At 64.4% G+C, this 17,723-nt stretch carries 15 protein-coding genes; 7 read left to right on the top strand and 8 right to left on the bottom strand.

What is annotated here, in order from left to right:
• Positions 1-34: 34 nt before the first annotated feature.
• Together map and LWC34_RS25740 are read right to left on the bottom strand one after the other, a co-directional pair.
• On the bottom strand, positions 35-811 hold the full coding sequence (gene map, locus LWC34_RS25745) for a type I methionyl aminopeptidase (RefSeq protein WP_233727717.1): 777 nt from the start codon (positions 809-811) through the stop codon (positions 35-37).
• A gap of 19 nt (positions 812-830) precedes the next feature.
• Positions 831-1,628, bottom strand: coding sequence for a hypothetical protein (locus LWC34_RS25740; protein WP_233727716.1), 798 nt, complete (start codon positions 1,626-1,628; stop codon positions 831-833).
• A gap of 19 nt (positions 1,629-1,647) precedes the next feature.
• Between LWC34_RS25740 and LWC34_RS25735 the strand changes: the two genes are divergently transcribed.
• Positions 1,648-2,847 (top strand): serine/threonine-protein kinase, encoded by a 1,200-nt coding sequence (locus LWC34_RS25735; RefSeq protein WP_233727715.1) that lies wholly within the window; start codon positions 1,648-1,650, stop codon positions 2,845-2,847.
• A 46-nt stretch (positions 2,848-2,893) separates the two neighbouring features.
• On the opposite strand, the gene LWC34_RS25730 is transcribed toward LWC34_RS25735, so the two are convergent.
• Complete coding sequence (locus LWC34_RS25730; protein WP_233727714.1) at positions 2,894-4,750, bottom strand: glycoside hydrolase family 9 protein; 1,857 nt, start codon at positions 4,748-4,750, stop codon at positions 2,894-2,896.
• An 83-nt stretch (positions 4,751-4,833) separates the two neighbouring features.
• Positions 4,834-5,901 carry a hypothetical protein gene (locus LWC34_RS25725; protein ID WP_233727713.1) on the bottom strand — a complete coding sequence of 356 codons (1,068 nt, stop codon included), beginning with the start codon at positions 5,899-5,901 and terminating at the stop codon, positions 4,834-4,836.
• A gap of 213 nt (positions 5,902-6,114) precedes the next feature.
• On the opposite strand from LWC34_RS25725, the gene LWC34_RS25720 reads away from it, so the two are divergent.
• Positions 6,115-6,756, top strand: coding sequence for a lytic polysaccharide monooxygenase auxiliary activity family 9 protein (locus LWC34_RS25720; protein WP_233727712.1), 642 nt, complete (start codon positions 6,115-6,117; stop codon positions 6,754-6,756).
• A 51-nt stretch (positions 6,757-6,807) separates the two neighbouring features.
• Here the strand turns inward: LWC34_RS25720 and LWC34_RS25715 are convergent, their stop codons facing one another.
• From LWC34_RS25715 to LWC34_RS25705, 3 genes are all read right to left on the bottom strand, one after another.
• Positions 6,808-10,086: a S8 family serine peptidase gene (locus LWC34_RS25715; protein ID WP_233727711.1), complete on the bottom strand. Its 3,279-nt coding sequence runs from the start codon at positions 10,084-10,086 to the stop codon at positions 6,808-6,810.
• A gap of 189 nt (positions 10,087-10,275) precedes the next feature.
• Positions 10,276-11,727 carry an FAD-dependent monooxygenase gene (locus LWC34_RS25710; RefSeq protein ID WP_233727710.1) on the bottom strand — a complete coding sequence of 484 codons (1,452 nt, stop codon included), beginning with the start codon at positions 11,725-11,727 and terminating at the stop codon, positions 10,276-10,278.
• Complete coding sequence (locus LWC34_RS25705; RefSeq protein ID WP_233727709.1) at positions 11,724-12,314, bottom strand: TetR/AcrR family transcriptional regulator; 591 nt, start codon at positions 12,312-12,314, stop codon at positions 11,724-11,726. The genes LWC34_RS25710 and LWC34_RS25705 overlap by 4 nt, the downstream gene beginning before the upstream one ends.
• Positions 12,315-12,424: 110 nt before the next feature.
• On the opposite strand from LWC34_RS25705, the gene LWC34_RS25700 reads away from it, so the two are divergent.
• Genes LWC34_RS25700 through LWC34_RS25680 form a run of 5 tightly spaced genes read left to right on the top strand, consistent with a single transcriptional unit; the run spans position 12,425 to position 16,416 of the window.
• Complete coding sequence (locus LWC34_RS25700; protein WP_233727708.1) at positions 12,425-13,540, top strand: acyl-CoA dehydrogenase family protein; 1,116 nt, start codon at positions 12,425-12,427, stop codon at positions 13,538-13,540.
• Positions 13,540-14,553 (top strand): s-methyl-5-thioribose-1-phosphate isomerase, encoded by a 1,014-nt coding sequence (locus LWC34_RS25695; RefSeq protein WP_233727707.1) that lies wholly within the window; start codon positions 13,540-13,542, stop codon positions 14,551-14,553. Before LWC34_RS25700 ends, LWC34_RS25695 begins: the two co-directional genes overlap by 1 nt.
• Positions 14,550-15,263 (top strand): acireductone synthase, encoded by a 714-nt coding sequence (gene mtnC / locus LWC34_RS25690; RefSeq protein ID WP_233727706.1) that lies wholly within the window; start codon positions 14,550-14,552, stop codon positions 15,261-15,263. The genes LWC34_RS25695 and mtnC overlap by 4 nt, the downstream gene beginning before the upstream one ends.
• Positions 15,260-15,844 carry a methylthioribulose 1-phosphate dehydratase gene (gene mtnB, locus LWC34_RS25685; protein WP_308200135.1) on the top strand — a complete coding sequence of 195 codons (585 nt, stop codon included), beginning with the start codon at positions 15,260-15,262 and terminating at the stop codon, positions 15,842-15,844. Before mtnC ends, mtnB begins: the two co-directional genes overlap by 4 nt.
• The gene (locus LWC34_RS25680) at positions 15,841-16,416 is read left to right on the top strand and encodes a 1,2-dihydroxy-3-keto-5-methylthiopentene dioxygenase (RefSeq protein ID WP_233727705.1); all 576 of its coding nucleotides are present in this window, start codon (positions 15,841-15,843) and stop codon (positions 16,414-16,416) included. Before mtnB ends, LWC34_RS25680 begins: the two co-directional genes overlap by 4 nt.
• Positions 16,417-16,836: 420 nt before the next feature.
• Here LWC34_RS25680 and LWC34_RS25675 read toward each other — a convergent pair whose 3' ends face one another.
• Positions 16,837-17,688 carry an IS5 family transposase gene (locus LWC34_RS25675; protein ID WP_233723521.1) on the bottom strand — a complete coding sequence of 284 codons (852 nt, stop codon included), beginning with the start codon at positions 17,686-17,688 and terminating at the stop codon, positions 16,837-16,839.
• Positions 17,689-17,723 lie beyond the last annotated feature (35 nt).

Below are 17,723 nucleotides of genomic sequence, written 5' to 3'. Positions count from 1 at the left end.
AATCGGGGGTCCCCCTGGGAAATTGCTGGTGCGATCAAAGCTGCCCGTTGGATGCGGTCAGTACCAACGCCCGCCCATCCGTGACGGCGATGGTGTGTTCGCTGTGCGCGGTTCGGGATCCGTCAGCCGATCGAATTGTCCAGCCGTCGGGGTCATAGACGATCTTGTCGGTCCCGCTGGCCAACCAAGGCTCAAGTGCCAGCGTCAACCCGGGCCGCAGCTTCAGCCCACGACCAGCGCGTCCCATGTTCGGAACATGGGGATCCTCATGCATCGTCCGGCCAAGCCCATGCCCGCCGAACTCGGTGTTGACCGAGTAACCATACGAAGTGGCGACCGCCCCAATAGCCGCCGAGATGTCTCCGAGCCGGTTTCCTGGCACGGCAGCGGAAATCCCGGCCGCCAAAGCCCGCTCTGTTGCCTCGATCAGGTGAACATCCTCGGCCCGGGCCGTACCGACGATCACGCTCCGCGCGGAATCGGCGACCCATCCATCAATCGAGACCGCAATATCCATGCTGAGCAGGTCACCGTCACGCAAGGTGTAGGAGTGCGGCAAGCCGTGCAGCACCGCGTCATTCACCGAAAGACAGATAACGTTACGGAACGGCCCGCGCCCGAAAGACGGCGCATAGTCCCAGTAGCACGACGAAGCCCCACGCTCCGCGATCAGGTCGCGGGCACGATGCTCCAGGTCCAGCAGGTTGACACCGGGCTTGGCCAACCCCTCGAGGTCGTCGAGCAGCCCGGCGATAAAAGCGCCGGTCACGCCCATCGCCGCGACCTCGCGAGAAGTCTTGATTTCCACCATGGCGGTATTTTAATACCACCTACTCCAGTGACTCCAGTTGACGCCTGGCCCGCTCGGCCGCCTTCTCCGCCGTCCTGAACACCGTGCGTGCCTCGCGGACTTCACCAGCCGCTTCCTGCTCAGCGGCCCGGGCGCGCTCCAGCTCCGCGGTCAGGTCCGCGACTTGTTGGGCCGCGCGTGCGGCTTTTTGCTCGGCGTGGGCCAACGCTGACTGCGCGCGGTCCCGGACTTCCGATGTGTGTTGGGCTTCCGCTCGGGCGCGGCCTAGTTCTTGACGGCGACGCTCCGCTCGTTGTTCACGCCGCAGGGCTACTTCGTCTATCACCGGTTCAGGTGGCTCTGGCCAGGCTTCCGGCAATGTCAGGTCGTTGGTGGCCGACAAGGTTCCGGCTTGCAACACTTCGGTCACGTTCGGATCCGACAGGGCCGCCGCCAACACCGTCTCGATGTCTCGCACGACGGTCTCGCTCAGCTTTTGCCCTTCGCCTGAGGCCAGGGATCTGACCTGCGCGACGAGGGCACGCATCAACTGGTGCCGCTGTTTGGACAGTTCACGCAGGGTTTCGCCGTCGAATCTGCCGTGTGCGTCACGCAATGACGCACCGAGGTTCGCCAGGCGTTTGAGCTCGGCCGGTTCTCTGCGCGCAAGCAGGTTCAACGCCCATGCTGCCGTTGACGGCTTGCGGAACTTGCCGATCGCCGCAGCCGCTTGCTTGTCGCCTTCTTCTTTCGCCGCGCGCACGAACTCCGCGCGTGCGGCCATGAACTCGGTTGGCCGCAGCGCGTAGAGCTGGTCCGCTATGGATTTGAGATCCATGGTCGCTAGTGTGGCTTAGATGTACGAGGAATCCGGCGGACGCGCCGCGCCCGTGCTGGCCGATCGTTATCGGTTGATCTCCCTGCTCGGCCGCGGTGGGACCGCTCGCGTCCTCAGAGCATGGGATCAGCGGCTGGATCGTGAGGTCGCGGTCAAGATTTTCCAGCCGCACGCCGATCCGGTCGGGCGCCTTCGGTTCGAGGACGAAGCCAAGCTCCTCGCCGGGTTCGACCATCCTGGCCTTGTCAAGGTCTTCGACTCCGGTGTCGCCGCCGGCGAACCGTTCCTCGTGCTCGAACTGGTCAACGGGCCGCAGCTCGGTCACCGGATCGACGAAGGGCCAATGTCGGTCGACGAGGTCCGCGCGATCGGTATCGGGATCGCCAAGGCGTTGGCGTACGTGCATTCCAAAAATGTCGTTCACCGGGATATCAAGCCTGGCAACATATTGCTGGACGCCGATGGCGTGCCGCACCTTGCCGACTTCGGGTTGGCCAAGCTGCTCGCGCGTAGCGGTATCACAGCTTCGGACCGTTTGGTGGGAACCGCGGCCTACTTGTCACCCGAACAGGTACTTGGCACCGAGGTCGGGCCGCCTGCCGACATCTACGGTCTCGGTTTGATTCTCCTCGAATGTGTCACGGGCGAGATCGAATATCCCGGTCTTGACGCCGAGACGGTCCTCGCGCGACTCGGCAGGCGACCGAACATCCCCGACGACATTCCGAAGCCGCTTGCCGAAGCGCTCGACAGGATGACGCGCACAGAGCCCGCGGAACGCCCGACTGCCGCCGAATGCGTTGATCTTCTGCGCGCGGAAGCCCCTGCGGCAGTACCCGAGCCACGCAGGCGAATCGCGTCGAAAGCAGCGGCCATCGTCGGCGCGGGCTTGACGGCGGGAGCGATCGCGTTGTTCGTCTCCGCGCCGACAACGGACACCAACACGCCCGTCCGGATCCAGCCTGACAACGGCGCGGTGATCAGCGGCGAATCTTCTGTGCCGCAACAACAACCGGTCAATCAGCAACGAGAACAACCGCGTCCGTCGGACAAGCGCGACACAGTCGCCAAGACGCCAGGACCGACATCCACACCGCCGGTCGTGGAAGAAACAGTGGTCGAGGAAGAAGAGCCCGTCGACCCGACGAACCCCAGCAAGACCAAGAAAACCAAGACCAACACCAAAACGAAGACCAAAACCCCTGCTCAGACCTCGTGAGTGTTTTCGCCGGTTAGAACCGGCGAAAACACTCACGAGGGTCTTTTCAGCTGGAGAGGCCGAAGGCCAGCAGGGCGGTCGAGGTGAAGTCGATCGCCGGTTCCGAGCTCGGCCACGACCTCAGGTCGTCGAAGAACCGAGAACCCTTGCCGTCAAACGGTTCGTACGAGTTCGAGCACGGGATCGCGCCCGGCGGCATCTCGCCGAGACCCTCGAAGTTCGCCGCGCCGTTCGGGCCGTTGATCACGGCGCCGTACAGCACACGCTTGCCGCCATTCGGGTCACCAGCAAGGTTCGCTGCCTGGTGGTGCGGGCACTTCGGGTAGTTCGAACCCACGCCGACAACAAGCGAAATACCCCACGCGTTCGAGCCAAGCGCGAAGTTCCGTTGCTGCACACCGAAAGCGTCGTACGTCCGGTCACCAGTCACCGCGCGGTAGAACCGAGCGGTCGCGGCGAAGCCGAAGCTCTTGCTTGCCGCGTCGAAGTTGGTGATGTCCACGGCTGTCCGGAAAGGACTCGCCGCTGCCTGCGTGACACCATAATCCAGCTGACGCTTGAGGTCGTCGATCACCTGACGCTCGGTCACCTCAGCGCCGTAAACACCACGCCGCAGCAACCCGATGAGCTCGGCGTGCGCCAACGCACTGGTGTCATACAGGTTCAGCGTGTCCTTGTCGGTGCTGGCGATGTACTGGCTGGCCCAGTGGGTCGCCTGCCGCGCCCAGCCGAGGTACCTGTAGTCGCCGAGTTTGCGGGCCGCGAGCGCGAGCTGCGTCGCGCCCAGCTCCATGTCGTCCAGCCAGGACGATTCCGGGTAGTAGGCGTGCGGGAACGCCGTCACGAGCTCGCCGACGTCCTTCGTCTTGGCAGCGACGAAAATCGAGGCGGCCTCTTCGAGATAACGCCTGGCCTGCCGTGGATCGCGCTCCAACTGAGCACCCAACGCGAACGCGGCCGCGACCCGGCCAGCCAAGTTCGGACTGACGGCCGATCCGGCCGGTCCCTGCGCGAACACCGGGCGGTACTTGATGAAGTACTCAAGGTCGCCGGGTTTGACGTTCAGTTGGTCGTCCGCTTCCGGCAGACGCCACACGTCGTGGTCGCCGACGAAACCGAATTCCTCGCTGCCGGTACCGATTCCGACCTGCGCGTACAGCGTTTTCGTCCGCGCGTCCCACGCCTTGTCCAGCCAGTCGAGGCCGTGCTTGAACTCGGCGTTCAGCTGAGCGTTTCCACCCTCGCGCTGGACGTATCCCATCTCCGCCAACGCATACGCGGTGTTCGACGTGAACTTCACGAAGTCGCCGGCGTCGAACCAGCCACCCTCGACATCGACCGGGCCGCCGATCGGCTTGAGCGGTTCAGCGGGCTCGTCGCCGCCTTCGCCCTTGAACTTCGGCTCGGCGTAGACGGTCGCCTTCGTGTCCGTCAGGTGCGCCTTCTTGCGGTCCAGCCGCCCAGGGATGGTGTTCTTGCCGTCACGCTGAGCCTGGAAGAACTCCGTTGTGGCGTGCACGAGCGGCTGGAACAGCGCGGACGCACGGTCCACTGTGAAGCTTGGCGACTCGGCGGTGATCTTGCCGGCGAACTTCACCCGGTAGGTTCCCGGCCGGGAGATCTTGGAGAAATCAACCTGGTGCACGGCGGTGTACGTGTCGTTCCAGCCGCCGATGCTGTCCCCGACCGCGCCCCTGTGCACCGTCCGGCCAGCGGAATCGATCACGGAGAACGACGCGCCCGCGACCGCCTCGGTGCCGAGCAGATATCCGATCTTCGCTTCGCTCGTCGCGTATCCGACCTGATCCACGCGGACAAATCCGGCGGGAGCAGCGGTCGCCGGAGTCGCGGTCATGGCTAAGCAACTCAACGTGACCACGGCAACCGACCCACGTCTGAGCATGGCAGGCTCCATCCTGGCGGCGAGTTAAATAGGAAACTTTCCGAACAGTAAAGACTCAGCCGCCAGGATGGTCAAGAGCTCGTTCAGTGCCGTGATGTGTATGCGACGAAGGGTTCGTGCTTGGTCAGCGTGCCGAACTCGTCGTAGCACTCCACGTTTCGGATCGTGGAGTCACCATGGCTGAACCAGACGTTGCCGAGGATGCAATACGCCGGACCCTTGCCGAACGCGGTCACCTGCATGTGATCTTCATGCAAACCGATCGTCTTGAAGGTCACCAGGTACTGGCCCGTTCCAAAGAAGACAGTGTTGGCCGCGCCAGCCGAGTTGAAGTTGGTCAACGGCGGCAAAGTTGGCGTCGCCCAGACGTACCCGAACCGCTTCGGCGGCCCGCTTTCCCCAATAAGTGGCAGTTCCCTGTTGTAACTGAGCGTCCACGCGGTGTCGAACGGCTTGCTGGAACCGTCGAAACACGCGACAAGCACGTTCTGCCCACTGTTCGTGGGCGCCCAGTCGGCGATCTTGCACCGCGCGGCCTTCGAGCCGACCGCGGTCACCTGGAAGTTCCCGTTCGGCTTCTCGGTTCCGCGCATCGGAAGCTCCACTTTGTAGAGCCCCGAACCCGGACCGCCCCAGCCGACCGAGTTGGTGAAGCCGGACGAGTTGAAGGTGGACAACAGCGTCCCGGTCGCGTCGGAGAACACGTAGGCATGCACCGGGAAGGCCGGAACCACAATGCCCGCACTGCTTTCCGTTGCCATCACAGCGAACCGGCTGTTGTCGGGGGTGCCGCCGTGCTTGAAGCACAGAATGAACACGTGCAGGCCGTCCGTGTCGTTCTTCCATCCTTCGACCTGGCACCAACCTGGCGTCTGCCGTTCGGCGGTCACGTGCACGATGCCGCGCTTGATCACGGTCTTGGGGAACAGAACCTCGTACTGGCCGACACCGGGCGACCGGACTTCGGCGCTCGGGCCACCATTCTTGCTCCACTGACGGGCTGGGTCCGTCGGTGTGAAACCGCCAATCGGGGCCAGGTGGTTGTTGTACGCGAATGCCCAGTCATCGCCGACTGCCGCATTCGCTTGCGGGAGTGAAACAGTGATTCCCAATAGGGTGATGATCGATACCAGGACAGATCTCAGCCGCATGACACTACTCCTGTTGTCGGGCGGTAATTTCCCCTCGTATGACTTCAGATCGGGAGTTTGTTCCGGCCCGTTAGGGGCGTGTCACCGCAATCTTTTTAGCCCGAATGGACCCTTGCCATGCTGGACTAGACCAATTCACACTCGTGACAGAACCCTGAGTCGGGCGCGACGACTTCATGGCAACGCATGACAACGCTGTCAAGGAGACGCCTGATGACCAAGCGCCGCAGAAGTGCCATGGTCGCCCTGCTCGGAGCGATCCCCATCCTGTTGTCCGCCGTTCTGCCGATCTCCTCGGCGAGTGCGCACGGATCGACGATGAACCCACCAAGCCGCACGTACCAGTGCAGATTCAACGAGAACCCGGAAAACCCGACCTCAGCCGCGTGCAGGGCCGCCGTCGCCGCCGGTGGCACACAGGCCTTCTACGACTGGCACGAAGTCAACCTGCCGAACGTGAACGGCAACCACCGCGCGTTCATCCCGGACGGCCAGCTCTGTGGCGCGGGCCGGGCCAAGTACACCGGCCTGAACCTGGCCCGCAACGACTGGCCTGCGACCCGGCTGACCTCGGGCGCGAACTTCACGTTCCAGGTCAGGGCAACCGCCGCCCACCTGGGGGTGTGGACGACGTACGTCACGCGCAACGGCTACAACCCGTTGACCCCGCTGCGCTGGTCCGACCTCGAACAGTTCAACGAGGTGACCAACCCGCCGATTTCCAATGGCGTGTACCAGATCGCAACAAGGCTGCCGAGCGGCAAGTCCGGAAGGCACCTCATCTACACGATCTGGCAACGCAAGCTGCCGGACAGCGCCGAAGCTTTCTATCTGTGTAACGACGTCATTTTCTAAACCATAAACTTAGGGGGCGCCAGCTGGCGCCCCCTAAGTATTTTCAGCTATTTACGGTGTGACCGCGTTGATCTGGATCGTGCCATTGCCGACGATTCCGCCGTCACTGGTCTGCACGGTCAGGTCACCGCGCAACTTGCGGCCAGCAGGCGGCACCGCCGCGGCAGTGACCGTGGCTGCCGTGCTCCACGTGGCCCCGACACCGCGCTGGGCGTTGGCGTCGTTGATGGCCAGCGTGCCCAGCTGAGGCGACGAGAACACGTCCTGGTAGTCGAAGTCCGTGGTGCCCGCGGGCACTGCGAAACCGTCGACAAGCGAGACCCAGAGGCCAGCGGCCGGGTTGACGACCCTGACGGATTCCTCGGAGTCCGCGTCCGCGCTCTGCGCCGCGAGCACACAGGTGCCCGTGGTGCAGTTGAACAGGAACAGGTCGAGGTCCGCGACAGGGTCACTCGTCTTGCCGATCGCCACGCTCAACGACGTCGAACCCGGCAACACCGTAATCGCACGCTGCTGCTGAGCCAGGTGCGCGATGTTCGGCCGCTGCTGCAGCGCGCTGCTCAGCGGGCCGCCGACGAGGCGCCCGTTGAAAGCAGCGGTCGAGTTGGCCACCGAGTAGTTGCGCGGCAACGGAACACCGGCCTGCATCGATTCGACGGTGTCCGGGTTCGGGTTAATCTTCGTGGTGATCGCGGTGGCCGTGATCGAGAACGGCGCCGAGGCGGTGTCGGACGTCCGCCGAGCCTCCACATAGAACTCCCAGACACCCGGGAGCGGGTTGTTGACCGTACGAGTCGTCGGCGAACCAGTCGAGCAACCCGCACCTGCGTCCGGGTTGTAGCAGTTGGTCGTCGACGTCACGTCGACCGGGATACCGCGCGGGTCGACCCGGACGAACCGGACCTGGCCGGCGCCAGGCGCCGAGCCGCCGCCGACCAGGTCGAGCTTCAGGCCAGTGGTGCCCTGCGGCACGTTGACGAAGAAGTTCTTGGTCTGGTTGCGGTCGATCTTGCCGCTGTGGCTGACGGTGAACTTGTTGCCAGCGTCGAACTGCTGCGCGACGAACACCGTGTTCAGCAGCTGCGTGTCGGTGCCGGAGGTGAACGGGTTGTCCAGTTCCAACACTGCCGAGTGCACGCCCGCGTTGCGCGGGTTGACCTTCACGTTGAACGAGACCGGCTTGTTCAGCGGCAAGTTCACCTTGTCCGGCGAGGAGAACGTGCCGTCGTTTCCGATCCACTTGAGACGGTACGGAATCGTGCGGTCGCTGCCGGAGGTCCGGGTGAACGTGTAGGTGCGGTTGTACTGCTTGCCCTGCACCACGCCTTCACGGTCGTGGATACCGACACCGATTCCCGGCTTGGGCAGGAAGCCCTCCAGGACGGTGTTCACCTCGACCGCGCTGGTCACGGTGTCCGGGTTCGGGTTGCTCGCCAAGTGGAAGAAGGCGCCGAACACATCGAACAGACCGTTGCCCTGCTCGTAAGCGCCAACGCCGTCCAGGAAGCGTGCCGAGGAGTAGATCGCGTTACGCAGCGCGGCCATGTTCGGCCGTTTGCCACCGTGCGTCGCCTTGTACGCGCTCACCAACAGTGCGGCGGCACCGGTCGCCTGCGGGGCGGCCATCGAGGTCCCATTGAAGTGCGCGTAGCCGTTGGGCAGCGTGTACGTGCCCGGCACTGGCGAAGCTGGCTGCCACAAAGGAATCGACGATATCGCCGAACCCGGCGCCACGATGTTCGGCTTGAACCCGCCGTCTTCACGCGGGCCACGCGACGAATACGGGTGCAGGCCCTCCTTCTTCGCGGTCTGCGAGCCGTAGTTCGCCAGCCAGGTCTCCTTGGTGACCGACGAGCCGACGCTCACCGCGTCCGATGCCACCGAGGGGTCGCCGACGGTGTTGGCACCGGAACCGCTGTTGCCAGCCGAAATGAACAGCTGGATGTTGAACTGCGCGATGATCCGGTTGTAGATCTGCGCACGTGCGCTGTTGCCGTCGTTGAGCGCCGGCAGGCCACCGATGGAGATGTTCACGACGTCGGCGCCGTTGCGGGCCGCGTAGAGCACACCGTCGGTGAGGCCGCTGTCGGTGCACGACGGCGTCGACAGGCAGGCCTTGACGGCCATCAGCTTCGCGCCTGGCGCCGCACCGGCCATCTTGCCATCCAGCAGCGCGTTACCGGCGGTGATACCGGCGACGTGCGAACCGTGTGCGCCCGCGGCGATCCCGAGGCCGACGAATGGCTGATCCGCGGTGCCGTAGATCGATTTGTCGGTCTGCACAACGAAAGGAACGGTCTCGCGGACGCCCGCGGTGGCCGGGTTGTCGGTGCCGAAGTGGCCGACATCCTGCTTGACCTTGTAGTCGATCATCGCGGTGTCGTCGGTGAAGTTGCCGTTGCCGTTGAGGTCGACGCGGACCTCCTTGGTGGCGACGTCCTGCAGCACGCCGAACCGGTCGGCCTTGTCGCCGTCGCGGTTGACGTCACCGCCGATCTCGCTTGCCGCGTTCGCGAAGTCGTTCACACCGGCGTTCTCGTTGAAGACACCGATCGTGTACGGGCCGCCGGTCGCTGGCGCGGTCCAAGAACGGCCCGCTGCCGTGAACGTGCCGGTGAAGGTCTCCTGTGACATCGCGACCCACGTGCTGTCACCGGAGTCCGGGGCGTTGGCGTTGTACCAGTCGACGATCTTGCGGTCGCCCGAGCTGGTCTTGGCCAGCGCGGGGTGGTCGAGGTCGACACCGCTGTCCAGGATCGCGACGAGCACGTCCTTGCCGTCCCAGAACGGGAAAAGCTGGCCGAACTGGGCGGCCTTGGTGTCCCCCGTCGGCATGTACGGGTTGGCCCTCGGGGTGTTGGCGCCCGGCGCGGGCTGCGGGATGGGATCGGCCATCCCTTCGGTGCCCGGCTCGTCACGGGCGATCAGGCCGTCGACGTCGATCGCACGGACCGCGTCGAGCTTGGCCGCCTGCCTCGCCTTGTCCGGCGGCAACGTCACCTTGAGGTAGTCGACGTCCTTCTCGACCGACTTGACGTTCGCGCCGATCGACCGCAGCTCGTTGGCGGCCGCGTCGGCACGCCCCTTCTCGGCGGCGACGAGGACGGTGACGGACTGCTTGCCCGCCTTCACCGCCTCGGCGACCAAGGCGCGGTCACGGGAGTCCAGGGTCTTCTCGTTGCCGGGCACCGGTTGTTCCGGGGCCGGCGGTTGCGCGGCAAGCGCTGCCGCGGGCACCGCGAGACCAAGTGCGGCGGTGCTGAACGCCAGCACCGCCAACCCGGCGCATCTACGGAGTGGAGATCGTGATGTCACAGCCAAACCCTTCATGGGGATCGTGGCAAGAAACTGCCACCAGAGCACAACCCCGTGAAGCGGTATAGACAATCAGACAACTGGCCTATTCCACGTAGTCCACATTGGCCTGTTCGGCGTAGCACCGGAAATGATGACGCGCACTGAATCTCGATGCCATAACGACCGCTCTGCTCGACCACGGAACGTATTCGTTCGCATGCGCTACGAAACGATGGTCACCATTCGCGGACTACCGAACCACGTGGCCAATTCCTCACGCAGTCCACTGAGGACACCGCAACCAGCCCATCCGACATAGCCATCCGGACGGACCAGAACCACGTCCGGATGCGCATTCGTTGATTCGACTTCGATGACGTCGACACGGTCGATCCATTGCGCCGCAATGTCCTTCAGTGCGGGGTTTCGGGCGAAATCCACCAATACCGGCCGCGCGTCCCGCAGCTGTGGCGCCGGTACCTCGTCCGGCAGGAACTTCCCGGCCAGCGGATGGTTCGTCCCCGTTGGGTAACGGATGTCCGACCCGGCCAGGGTTTCCGCGATATGCGCGGCAACGTCCGGTTTGGTCATCAGCTCGGTGAACAACGCCCGCAGCGCGGTCACTTCCGGCCCTGGACCGCTCAGCGCGGACTGTGCCTGGGTGTGCAAGACAACCCGTTCGGCGGGTGGACGCCGCTCGATTTCATAGGTATCAAGCAATCCGTCCGGCGCCCAGCCGTTGACAGCCGCTGCCAGTTTCCATGCCAGGTTCGCGGCGTCCTGCAAGCCGAGGTTCAGACCAGGGCCACCCATCGCGGAATGCACGTGTGCCGCGTCACCGATCAGGAAAACCCGGCCATCCCGGTATTTCTCCGCTATCCGGGTATTGCCGCCGGACGTCCTGCGCAACAGGTGCGGGCCTTCTCCGGCGGGCGGTCCGATCGCGATCTGCGTGCCTAGCACGCGGTGGATGCTCTGCCGCATTTCCTCAAGGGTCATCGGGGTGTTGTCCGCCGGATCCCACTCGACGGTCATCACCATCGGTTTGCCTGGCACCAACTCGATGTGGAAGAACACACCGTGTTCGGTCCTGATGTGTACTCCGGCAGGCACGTCCAGGTTTTCCGGCAGGGTCACGTTCGCCACCCGGACAACACCTTTCTCTGTGGACACACCGGGGAAGTCGATTCCGGCGAGCTTGCGGACCGGACTGTGGCCGCCGTCCGCGCCGACGAGGAACTCCGCACTCAGCCGGTATTCGCCTTGCGGGCCACGGATTTCGACGTCCACTCCGGACTCGTCCTGGGTGAAAGCCACGACCTCGTGACCCCGCCGGATCTGCACGCCGAGCTCCAGCGCGCGTTCTTCCAGTACTTGCTCAAGGCGCCGCTGCGGCACAAGCTGAATTGTCATCGGGTTGTCGTCGACTTCGGACAGATCCAGCTGCAGCATGCCGAACATGAACCTCGGCGTCCGGAATGGAGTCTCACTGCCGAGACGCTCAAGCAATCCTCTGCGATGCAGCAGCCGCACAACTTGCCCGACCATACCGTTGGCCTTCGGTTCTTTGCTGCGCTCAGGCAGTTTCTCCAGCACGACCGGGCGTACCCCAGCAAGCGCTAGGTCACACGCGAGCATCAGCCCATTCGGCCCGCCCCCAGCTATCGCGATCATGGTTCTCCTCGTTTCAGATATCCCAGCGCCTGCCGGACAAGCGGCCCCAACGGCACCACGGGATCGGCGTTGACCCACTGCTCCTGCGCGGCGCTGCAGGCCGCGCCGACCGAACCGGCGATCACCCGCGGGTACATGTCCTGTTCTGTCATTCCAAGACGCTCGGCGATCGCCTCGGCAAGCGCGCGCGTCATCGCCGCGTCGGCTTTGAGGTACTCGGCCGTCAGCAACGGCGCGCTGATCAGCTCGCGGACGCCGTCGGTCCACGTCTTGTCCGGCGGTGTGGTCTCGTTGTCATTGCCGTAGATCGCAAGCACGGCATGCTCGATCGAGTCCCAGAACGGCTCGTCCGGCGGGCGTTCCCGCAGGATGTCGCCGATCCGGACCATCCGGTCCAGCTCACGCCAGACGATCGCCTCGTACTTGCTCGAGAAGTAGTTGTTGAAGGTCCGCGGTGACACACCCGCGGCCGTCGCGATGTCCTCGACCAGCACGTTCTCGATGCCACGCTCGACCGCGAGGCGCAACGCCTCCCAGCTCAGCGCCTCCCGCGTGGCCCGTTTCTTGCTTTCTCTCAGCCCTGACACCATCCGACACTGGCACAAAACTGCGTGTCGCGCAAGTTTGCGTCTCCCGCAAGTTTAGTGCCGTGGGACAGGGCACGGCATGGCCGCCGATGCCCAGTACCGTTTCGGCCATGACGGACTGGATCGGCTTGGCCGAAGAGGTGGCCGCGCAGCTCAAGGCGGACGCGGCCGAACGAGACCGGGCAAACCGGCCTCCCGCAGCCGAGGTCGAACTGCTGCGCTCCTCGGGTCTGCTTGCCGCCGACGAGGACGCGGCCGACGCGGTAACCAGGATCATCTCCGCGGCCGACGCGTCGATCGGGCATCTGATCGGGTACCACTACCTGCACCTGTGGCGCGCGCAGCTGTTCGACAACCCGTCCGTCGCCACACGGATGCGTGCGGACCGGAACTGGTTCTGGTCTGGTGTCAGCAACCCGCTGGACGCGGCGCTGGAGCTGACGCCCACTTCGGACGGCTTCATTGTCAACGGCCGTAAGACCTTCGCGACCGGCGCCTCTGTGGCCGACCGGCTGGTCGTCTCGGCGACCCGAGTGGACACTGAGGAGAAGCTCACGTTCACAGTGGACGCGAAGGCGCCGGGAATCTCGTATCCGTCCGATTGGGACAACACCGGTCAGCGGCTGACCGCCAGCGGCGGCATCGTGTTCGAGAACGTCGCCGTGGATGGCGCGGACGTGCTCGGCGCGCAACCGGCTGACTCGATCCGGCTTTCCCTTGCGGCCTTGGGGTTCCAGCTCGCACTGACCCAGATCTACGTTGGGATCGCGGCAGGCGCCCTGGCCGAGGCCGCCGCGTACACGCGGGGCCAGGCGCGGCCGTGGATCCTGTCCGGTGTGGAATCCGCTTCGGCTGATCCGTACATCGTTGCCGGGTATGGAGAACTCGTCGCCTCTCTGGAAGCTGCGGGCACATTGGCCGACCGGGCATCGGAATCCTTGCGCCAGTCCGTTGCCGCTGGAAGCGACCTGACTGCCGAGCAACGGGCCAGCACGGCCGTGACCATCTCGTCCGCCAAGGTCTTCAGCACACGCGTGGTCAACGAGACCACCTCGAAGGTGTTCGAGTTCATGGGCGCCCGCGCGACCGCGACCAAGTTCGGCTACGACCGGTTCTGGCGTAACGCGAGGACTTTGACCTTGCACGACCCGGTCGTCTACAAAGCACGCGAGGTCGGCCAGTACTTTCTGACGGGTGAACACCCGCCGTTCACGGGATACAGCTGATGGGTCCGACGCTGGCCGACAGCGTCCGGCTCACCGACGACGGCGTGCTGATCCTTGACCGCCGTAACTTCCCATTCTCGCGGGAATGGGTGCTGTGCCGTACATCCACCGAGGTCGCCAAGGCCATTGAGGACATGGTCACCCAGTCCTCCGGCCCGTACTTCGCCGCGTTGTACGGCATGGTGCTCGCTGCCCGCGAGGCGGCGGGCTTACGCCCGCACGCGGCGTACGCCTATCTGGAACAAGCCGGAACCAAGCTGATCAGAGCACGTTCGACAAACAACCACTTGCGCAAGGCAGTACACGCGGTTCTGTCCTCAGTGTCCGGTTCCGGCGAATCGCTTGTCTCGGCCGCGGTGGCGGGGGCCAAGGCAGGCGACGAGTTGTACCGAAGCCGCAGCCGCGCTCTGGGGACAGCGACCGCGGCCCTGTTGCCTTTCGAAGGCGGAGTGCTCACCCATTGCTGGGCGGACCTCTATCTTGTCGAACTCGTCGACGCGGCCCAGCGCAGCGGCAAACGCCTGCGATTCTTCTGCACCGAGACCCGGCCGTACCTCCAAGGCGCACGGCTGACCGCGGAAACACTCGCCGAGATGGGCGTGGACACCACGTTGATCACCGACGGAATGGGCGCGGCGATCCTGCAGTCCGGCGAGGTCGACGCCCTGGTCACCGCGGCCGACCGGGTCACGATGGCCGGGCACGTGATCAACAAGGTCGGCACGCTCGGCCTCGCGGTCGCCGCGGCCGCGTTCAACGTGCCGTTCTACGCCATGGTGCAAGCGCCCGACCAGGACGCCCGATCCGCTGAAGACGTCCCGTTGGAATACCGTGCGGGCGAGGACGTCCTGAACACGCTTGGCATGCGCACCGCGAGCGACAAGGTGCGCGGCCTCTACCCCGCTTTCGATGTGACGCCACCACGGTTCGTCACCTCGATCGTGACCGACCGCGGTCCGTTCGAACCGCACCGGATTGCCGAGTACTACGCCGAAGGAGAGCCGAACCAGTGACCGCACTGACTGCCCGATGGGTCGTGGTCGACATCGAGGGCACCTTGACCCCGACCAGCCAGGTGCACGTCGTGCTGTACGACTACGCGCGGACCCGTCTTGGTCCGTGGATCACTTCGCACGCTTCGGATCCCGTTGTGGCCGACGCGGTTGCGCAGATCCGTTCGCTCGGCGGGCTTTCCGCTTCGGCGGGCGTTGATGAAATTGTCGCCGTGCTGCATGGGTGGATGGACGCGGACCAGAAAATCGCGCCACTGAAGACCTTGCAGGGCTTGATCTGGCAGCGTGGTTACGCCGATGGCGATCTGGTGACGGAGTTGTTCCCGGACGTTGTGCCCGCGTTGCGTGCTTGGCACGACAAGGGTTTGGACCTCGCGGTGTTCTCCTCCGGCTCGGTTCCCGGGCAGATCGCCGCGTTCTCGCGGACTTCCGAGGGCGACATCACTTCCTTGTTCTCCCAGCACTTTGACACGGTCAACGCGGGTCCGAAGCGTGAGGCTCCTTCTTACCGCGCGATTGCTTCGGCTTTGGGCGCGCCTTCGGCTCAGATCGTGTTCTTCTCCGATGTGCCGATGGAGTTGGATGCGGCTGTGGCGGATGGTTGGCAGACCGTCGGTTTGGCGCGGCCGGGTGAGCCTTTCGGCGACGCTGATTTCGGCTCGCACTTGGCCGTGAAGTCGTTCGCCGAGGTTTCGGTGGACCTGCCGTGAACCTTTCGGAAGCCGGGTCGCTGCTGGCTGCGGAGTGTGCCCGGTATGCCTCGATTGGCTGGATGCGGGGGACCTCCGGAAATCTTTCGGTCGTTGTGGGCACTTCGCCGCTTCGGCTGGCCGTGACCGCCAGCGGCTTGGACAAAGGCGAGATGACCTCGTCGGACGTGGTGCTGATCGATGCTTCCGGTGCTGCTCTCAGCCAGGGGGTTCCTTCGGCCGAGGCCGGTTTGCATGGGCGTATCGCTGCTGTTTCCGGGGCTGGCGCGGTTGTGCACGTGCATGCTTTGGCCCCGGTGCTGGCCGCTGAGCGCTGGCCTTCGGGTGTGGTGTTGCGTGACCTGGAGATGCTCAAGGGCTTCGGGCGCTCGGCCCATGACGACGTCGTGACCATCCCTGTAGTGCCCAACAGCCAGGACATGACTGTGCTTGGGGACGCTTTCGAGGCGGGATATCGGGCCGATACGCCCGCTTTGATCGTGGCCCGGCACGGGCTGTATGTCTGGGGTAGTGACCTGCATCAAGCCAGGCACCGCACGGAGTGCCTGGAGTGGCTGCTTCGGTTCATAATCGAAACATGACGCTGCTGACCGTATGGCCCGACACGGACGCGTCCTCGGTACTCGTGCGTACCTCGGACGCCGAGGAGATCAAGGCCGAGCTCAAGCAGCTCGGAGTCCGCTTCGACCGCTGGCCCGTGGTGGCCGGATTGGCCGCGGAGCCCTCGTCTGAGTCGGTGCTTGCCGCTTATGAGGCGTATGTGTCCCAGGTGATCGAATCCGAAGGCTATGTGTACGTGGACGCCTTGCACATGACGCCTGCCGACACTCCAGAGTGGACTTCCGCCGCTTTGGAAGCCCGCCAGAAGTTCCTCGCCGAGCACACGCATGACGATGATGAGGACAGGTTCTTCGCTCGCGGGTCCGGTGTGTTTTATTTGCACGTGGATGGCAAGGTCTATGGGGTTTTGTGCGAAGCGGGTGATTTGTTGAGCGTGCCCGCGAATACGACGCACTGGTTCGACATGGGCACGCGTCCGGACTACGTGGCGATCCGGTTCTTCCACGACGACGAAGGCTGGGTCGGCAACTTCACCGGCAACCACCTCGCCGAAAACTTCCCCACCTTCGACGAACTCACCGCCACCCGCTAACCCACCCCACCCTCACCCCCACGCGTGTCCACCGTTCCGGCACACCGTGTCCACCGTTCCTGAAGGCCGTGTCCACCGTTCCAGCACACCGTGTCCACCTTTGCGGCACACCGTGTTGACCGTTGCTTGCGGTTTTCTGCTTTCCAGCGGGGTGGTTTTCGCTTGGGCCTCTGCATTTCAGGGCGTCTTCCTTCGCCCGCGAGCCGGCGTGTGTCCACCATTCCTTCACGGTGAGTCAAACTGCTCGACTCGCTACCAGCCCCGCTGGTACCCGCCGTGCGCCGCTCGCGCGTTCAACTCACCACAAGGAATGGTGGACACACGCGCTGTCGCGCCGTAACCCGTCGCTTCGCTCCGGGGGTTGGGCAGGGCAATGGCAAGCGCGAAGTAGGTATGCCCTTAGAGGGCATCTGATCTTAGTTAGGCAAGAATGTCTGCTTTGGGTGGATCGTTTCGCCAGGTTTGGGTGGATTCCCCGGTCAGGGTGCGGCTCATTATGTTAGTCATCGCCCAGTGGACCATCGTGCGCGACCGCTGGGGCAGGGCTTCGTAGTCGCGCGCGAGTCGGCGGTGTTGCATCAGCCAGCCCAGACTGCGCTCCACTACCCACCGCCGGGGCAACACGTGGAATCCCTTGGCAGAAGGGCGTTTGACGACCTCAACCCGGATACCCCGCTGGGCTCCATGACGGATGACTGTGTTGTTGTAGCCGCCGTCCACCCATGCCGCCGACACGGTCGGATGCGCAGCGGCGAGATGATCGAGAACCTGTTGCCCGCCAGCGGAATCCTGCACCGACGCCGCGGTCACGATTACCGCCAGCAGCAGGCCGAGCACATCGGTGGCGATGTGCCGTTTGCGGCCCTTGATCTTCTTGCCCGCGTCGATACCCTGACTGGATTCGCTGACATTGCAGGAGGTTTTCACGCTCTGCGAGTCGATGATCGCCGCCGTCGGGGCAGCAGCGCGGCCTTTCGCGACGCGGACTTGGTCACGCAACAGGTCATGCAGCGTTTCCGTTGTGCCATCGGCTTCCCACTTGGCGTAGTAGTCATAAACCGTCTTGCAGGGCGGGAAGTCGTGCGGCAGATACTCCCAGGCGATCCCGGTCCGGCACACGTACAGGATCGCGTTCACGATCTCCCGCAAGTCATGCACGCGCATCACGGTTCCCGGCCCACGCCGGGCAGCACGCCACGCCGTCAGCGTTGGCTCGATCAACGCCCAGCGAGTATCGGACAAGTCGCTGCGGTACGCACGCCGGGGCCCCACAAGTTGATCAAGGTATCAGCCGTCACCCGACACAG

The sequence above is a fragment of the Kibdelosporangium philippinense genome, from assembly GCF_021390435.2.
In the GTDB taxonomy this organism is placed as follows: domain Bacteria; phylum Actinomycetota; class Actinomycetes; order Mycobacteriales; family Pseudonocardiaceae; genus Kibdelosporangium; species Kibdelosporangium philippinense.
Note: the sequence above shows the minus strand (reverse complement) of the source record. Positions and strands in the feature narration are given on the sequence as shown.

What these genes read in the sequence shown, in the direction of transcription:
- LWC34_RS25735 (WP_233727715.1), top strand. Translation starts at nt 1,648, where the DNA reads ATGTACGAGGAATCCGGCGGACGCGCCGCGCCCGTGCTGGCCGATCGT.
- LWC34_RS25725 (WP_233727713.1), bottom strand. Translation starts at nt 5,901, where the DNA reads ATGCGGCTGAGATCTGTCCTGGTATCGATCATCACCCTATTGGGAATC.
- LWC34_RS25680 (WP_233727705.1), top strand. Translation starts at nt 15,841, where the DNA reads ATGACGCTGCTGACCGTATGGCCCGACACGGACGCGTCCTCGGTACTC.
- LWC34_RS25720 (WP_233727712.1), top strand. Translation starts at nt 6,115, where the DNA reads ATGACCAAGCGCCGCAGAAGTGCCATGGTCGCCCTGCTCGGAGCGATC.
- LWC34_RS25740 (WP_233727716.1), bottom strand. Translation starts at nt 1,628, where the DNA reads ATGGATCTCAAATCCATAGCGGACCAGCTCTACGCGCTGCGGCCAACC.
- LWC34_RS25710 (WP_233727710.1), bottom strand. Translation starts at nt 11,727, where the DNA reads ATGATCGCGATAGCTGGGGGCGGGCCGAATGGGCTGATGCTCGCGTGT.
- LWC34_RS25700 (WP_233727708.1), top strand. Translation starts at nt 12,425, where the DNA reads ATGACGGACTGGATCGGCTTGGCCGAAGAGGTGGCCGCGCAGCTCAAG.
- LWC34_RS25695 (WP_233727707.1), top strand. Translation starts at nt 13,540, where the DNA reads ATGGGTCCGACGCTGGCCGACAGCGTCCGGCTCACCGACGACGGCGTG.
- LWC34_RS25730 (WP_233727714.1), bottom strand. Translation starts at nt 4,750, where the DNA reads ATGCTCAGACGTGGGTCGGTTGCCGTGGTCACGTTGAGTTGCTTAGCC.
- LWC34_RS25715 (WP_233727711.1), bottom strand. Translation starts at nt 10,086, where the DNA reads ATGAAGGGTTTGGCTGTGACATCACGATCTCCACTCCGTAGATGCGCC.
- map (WP_233727717.1), bottom strand. Translation starts at nt 811, where the DNA reads ATGGTGGAAATCAAGACTTCTCGCGAGGTCGCGGCGATGGGCGTGACC.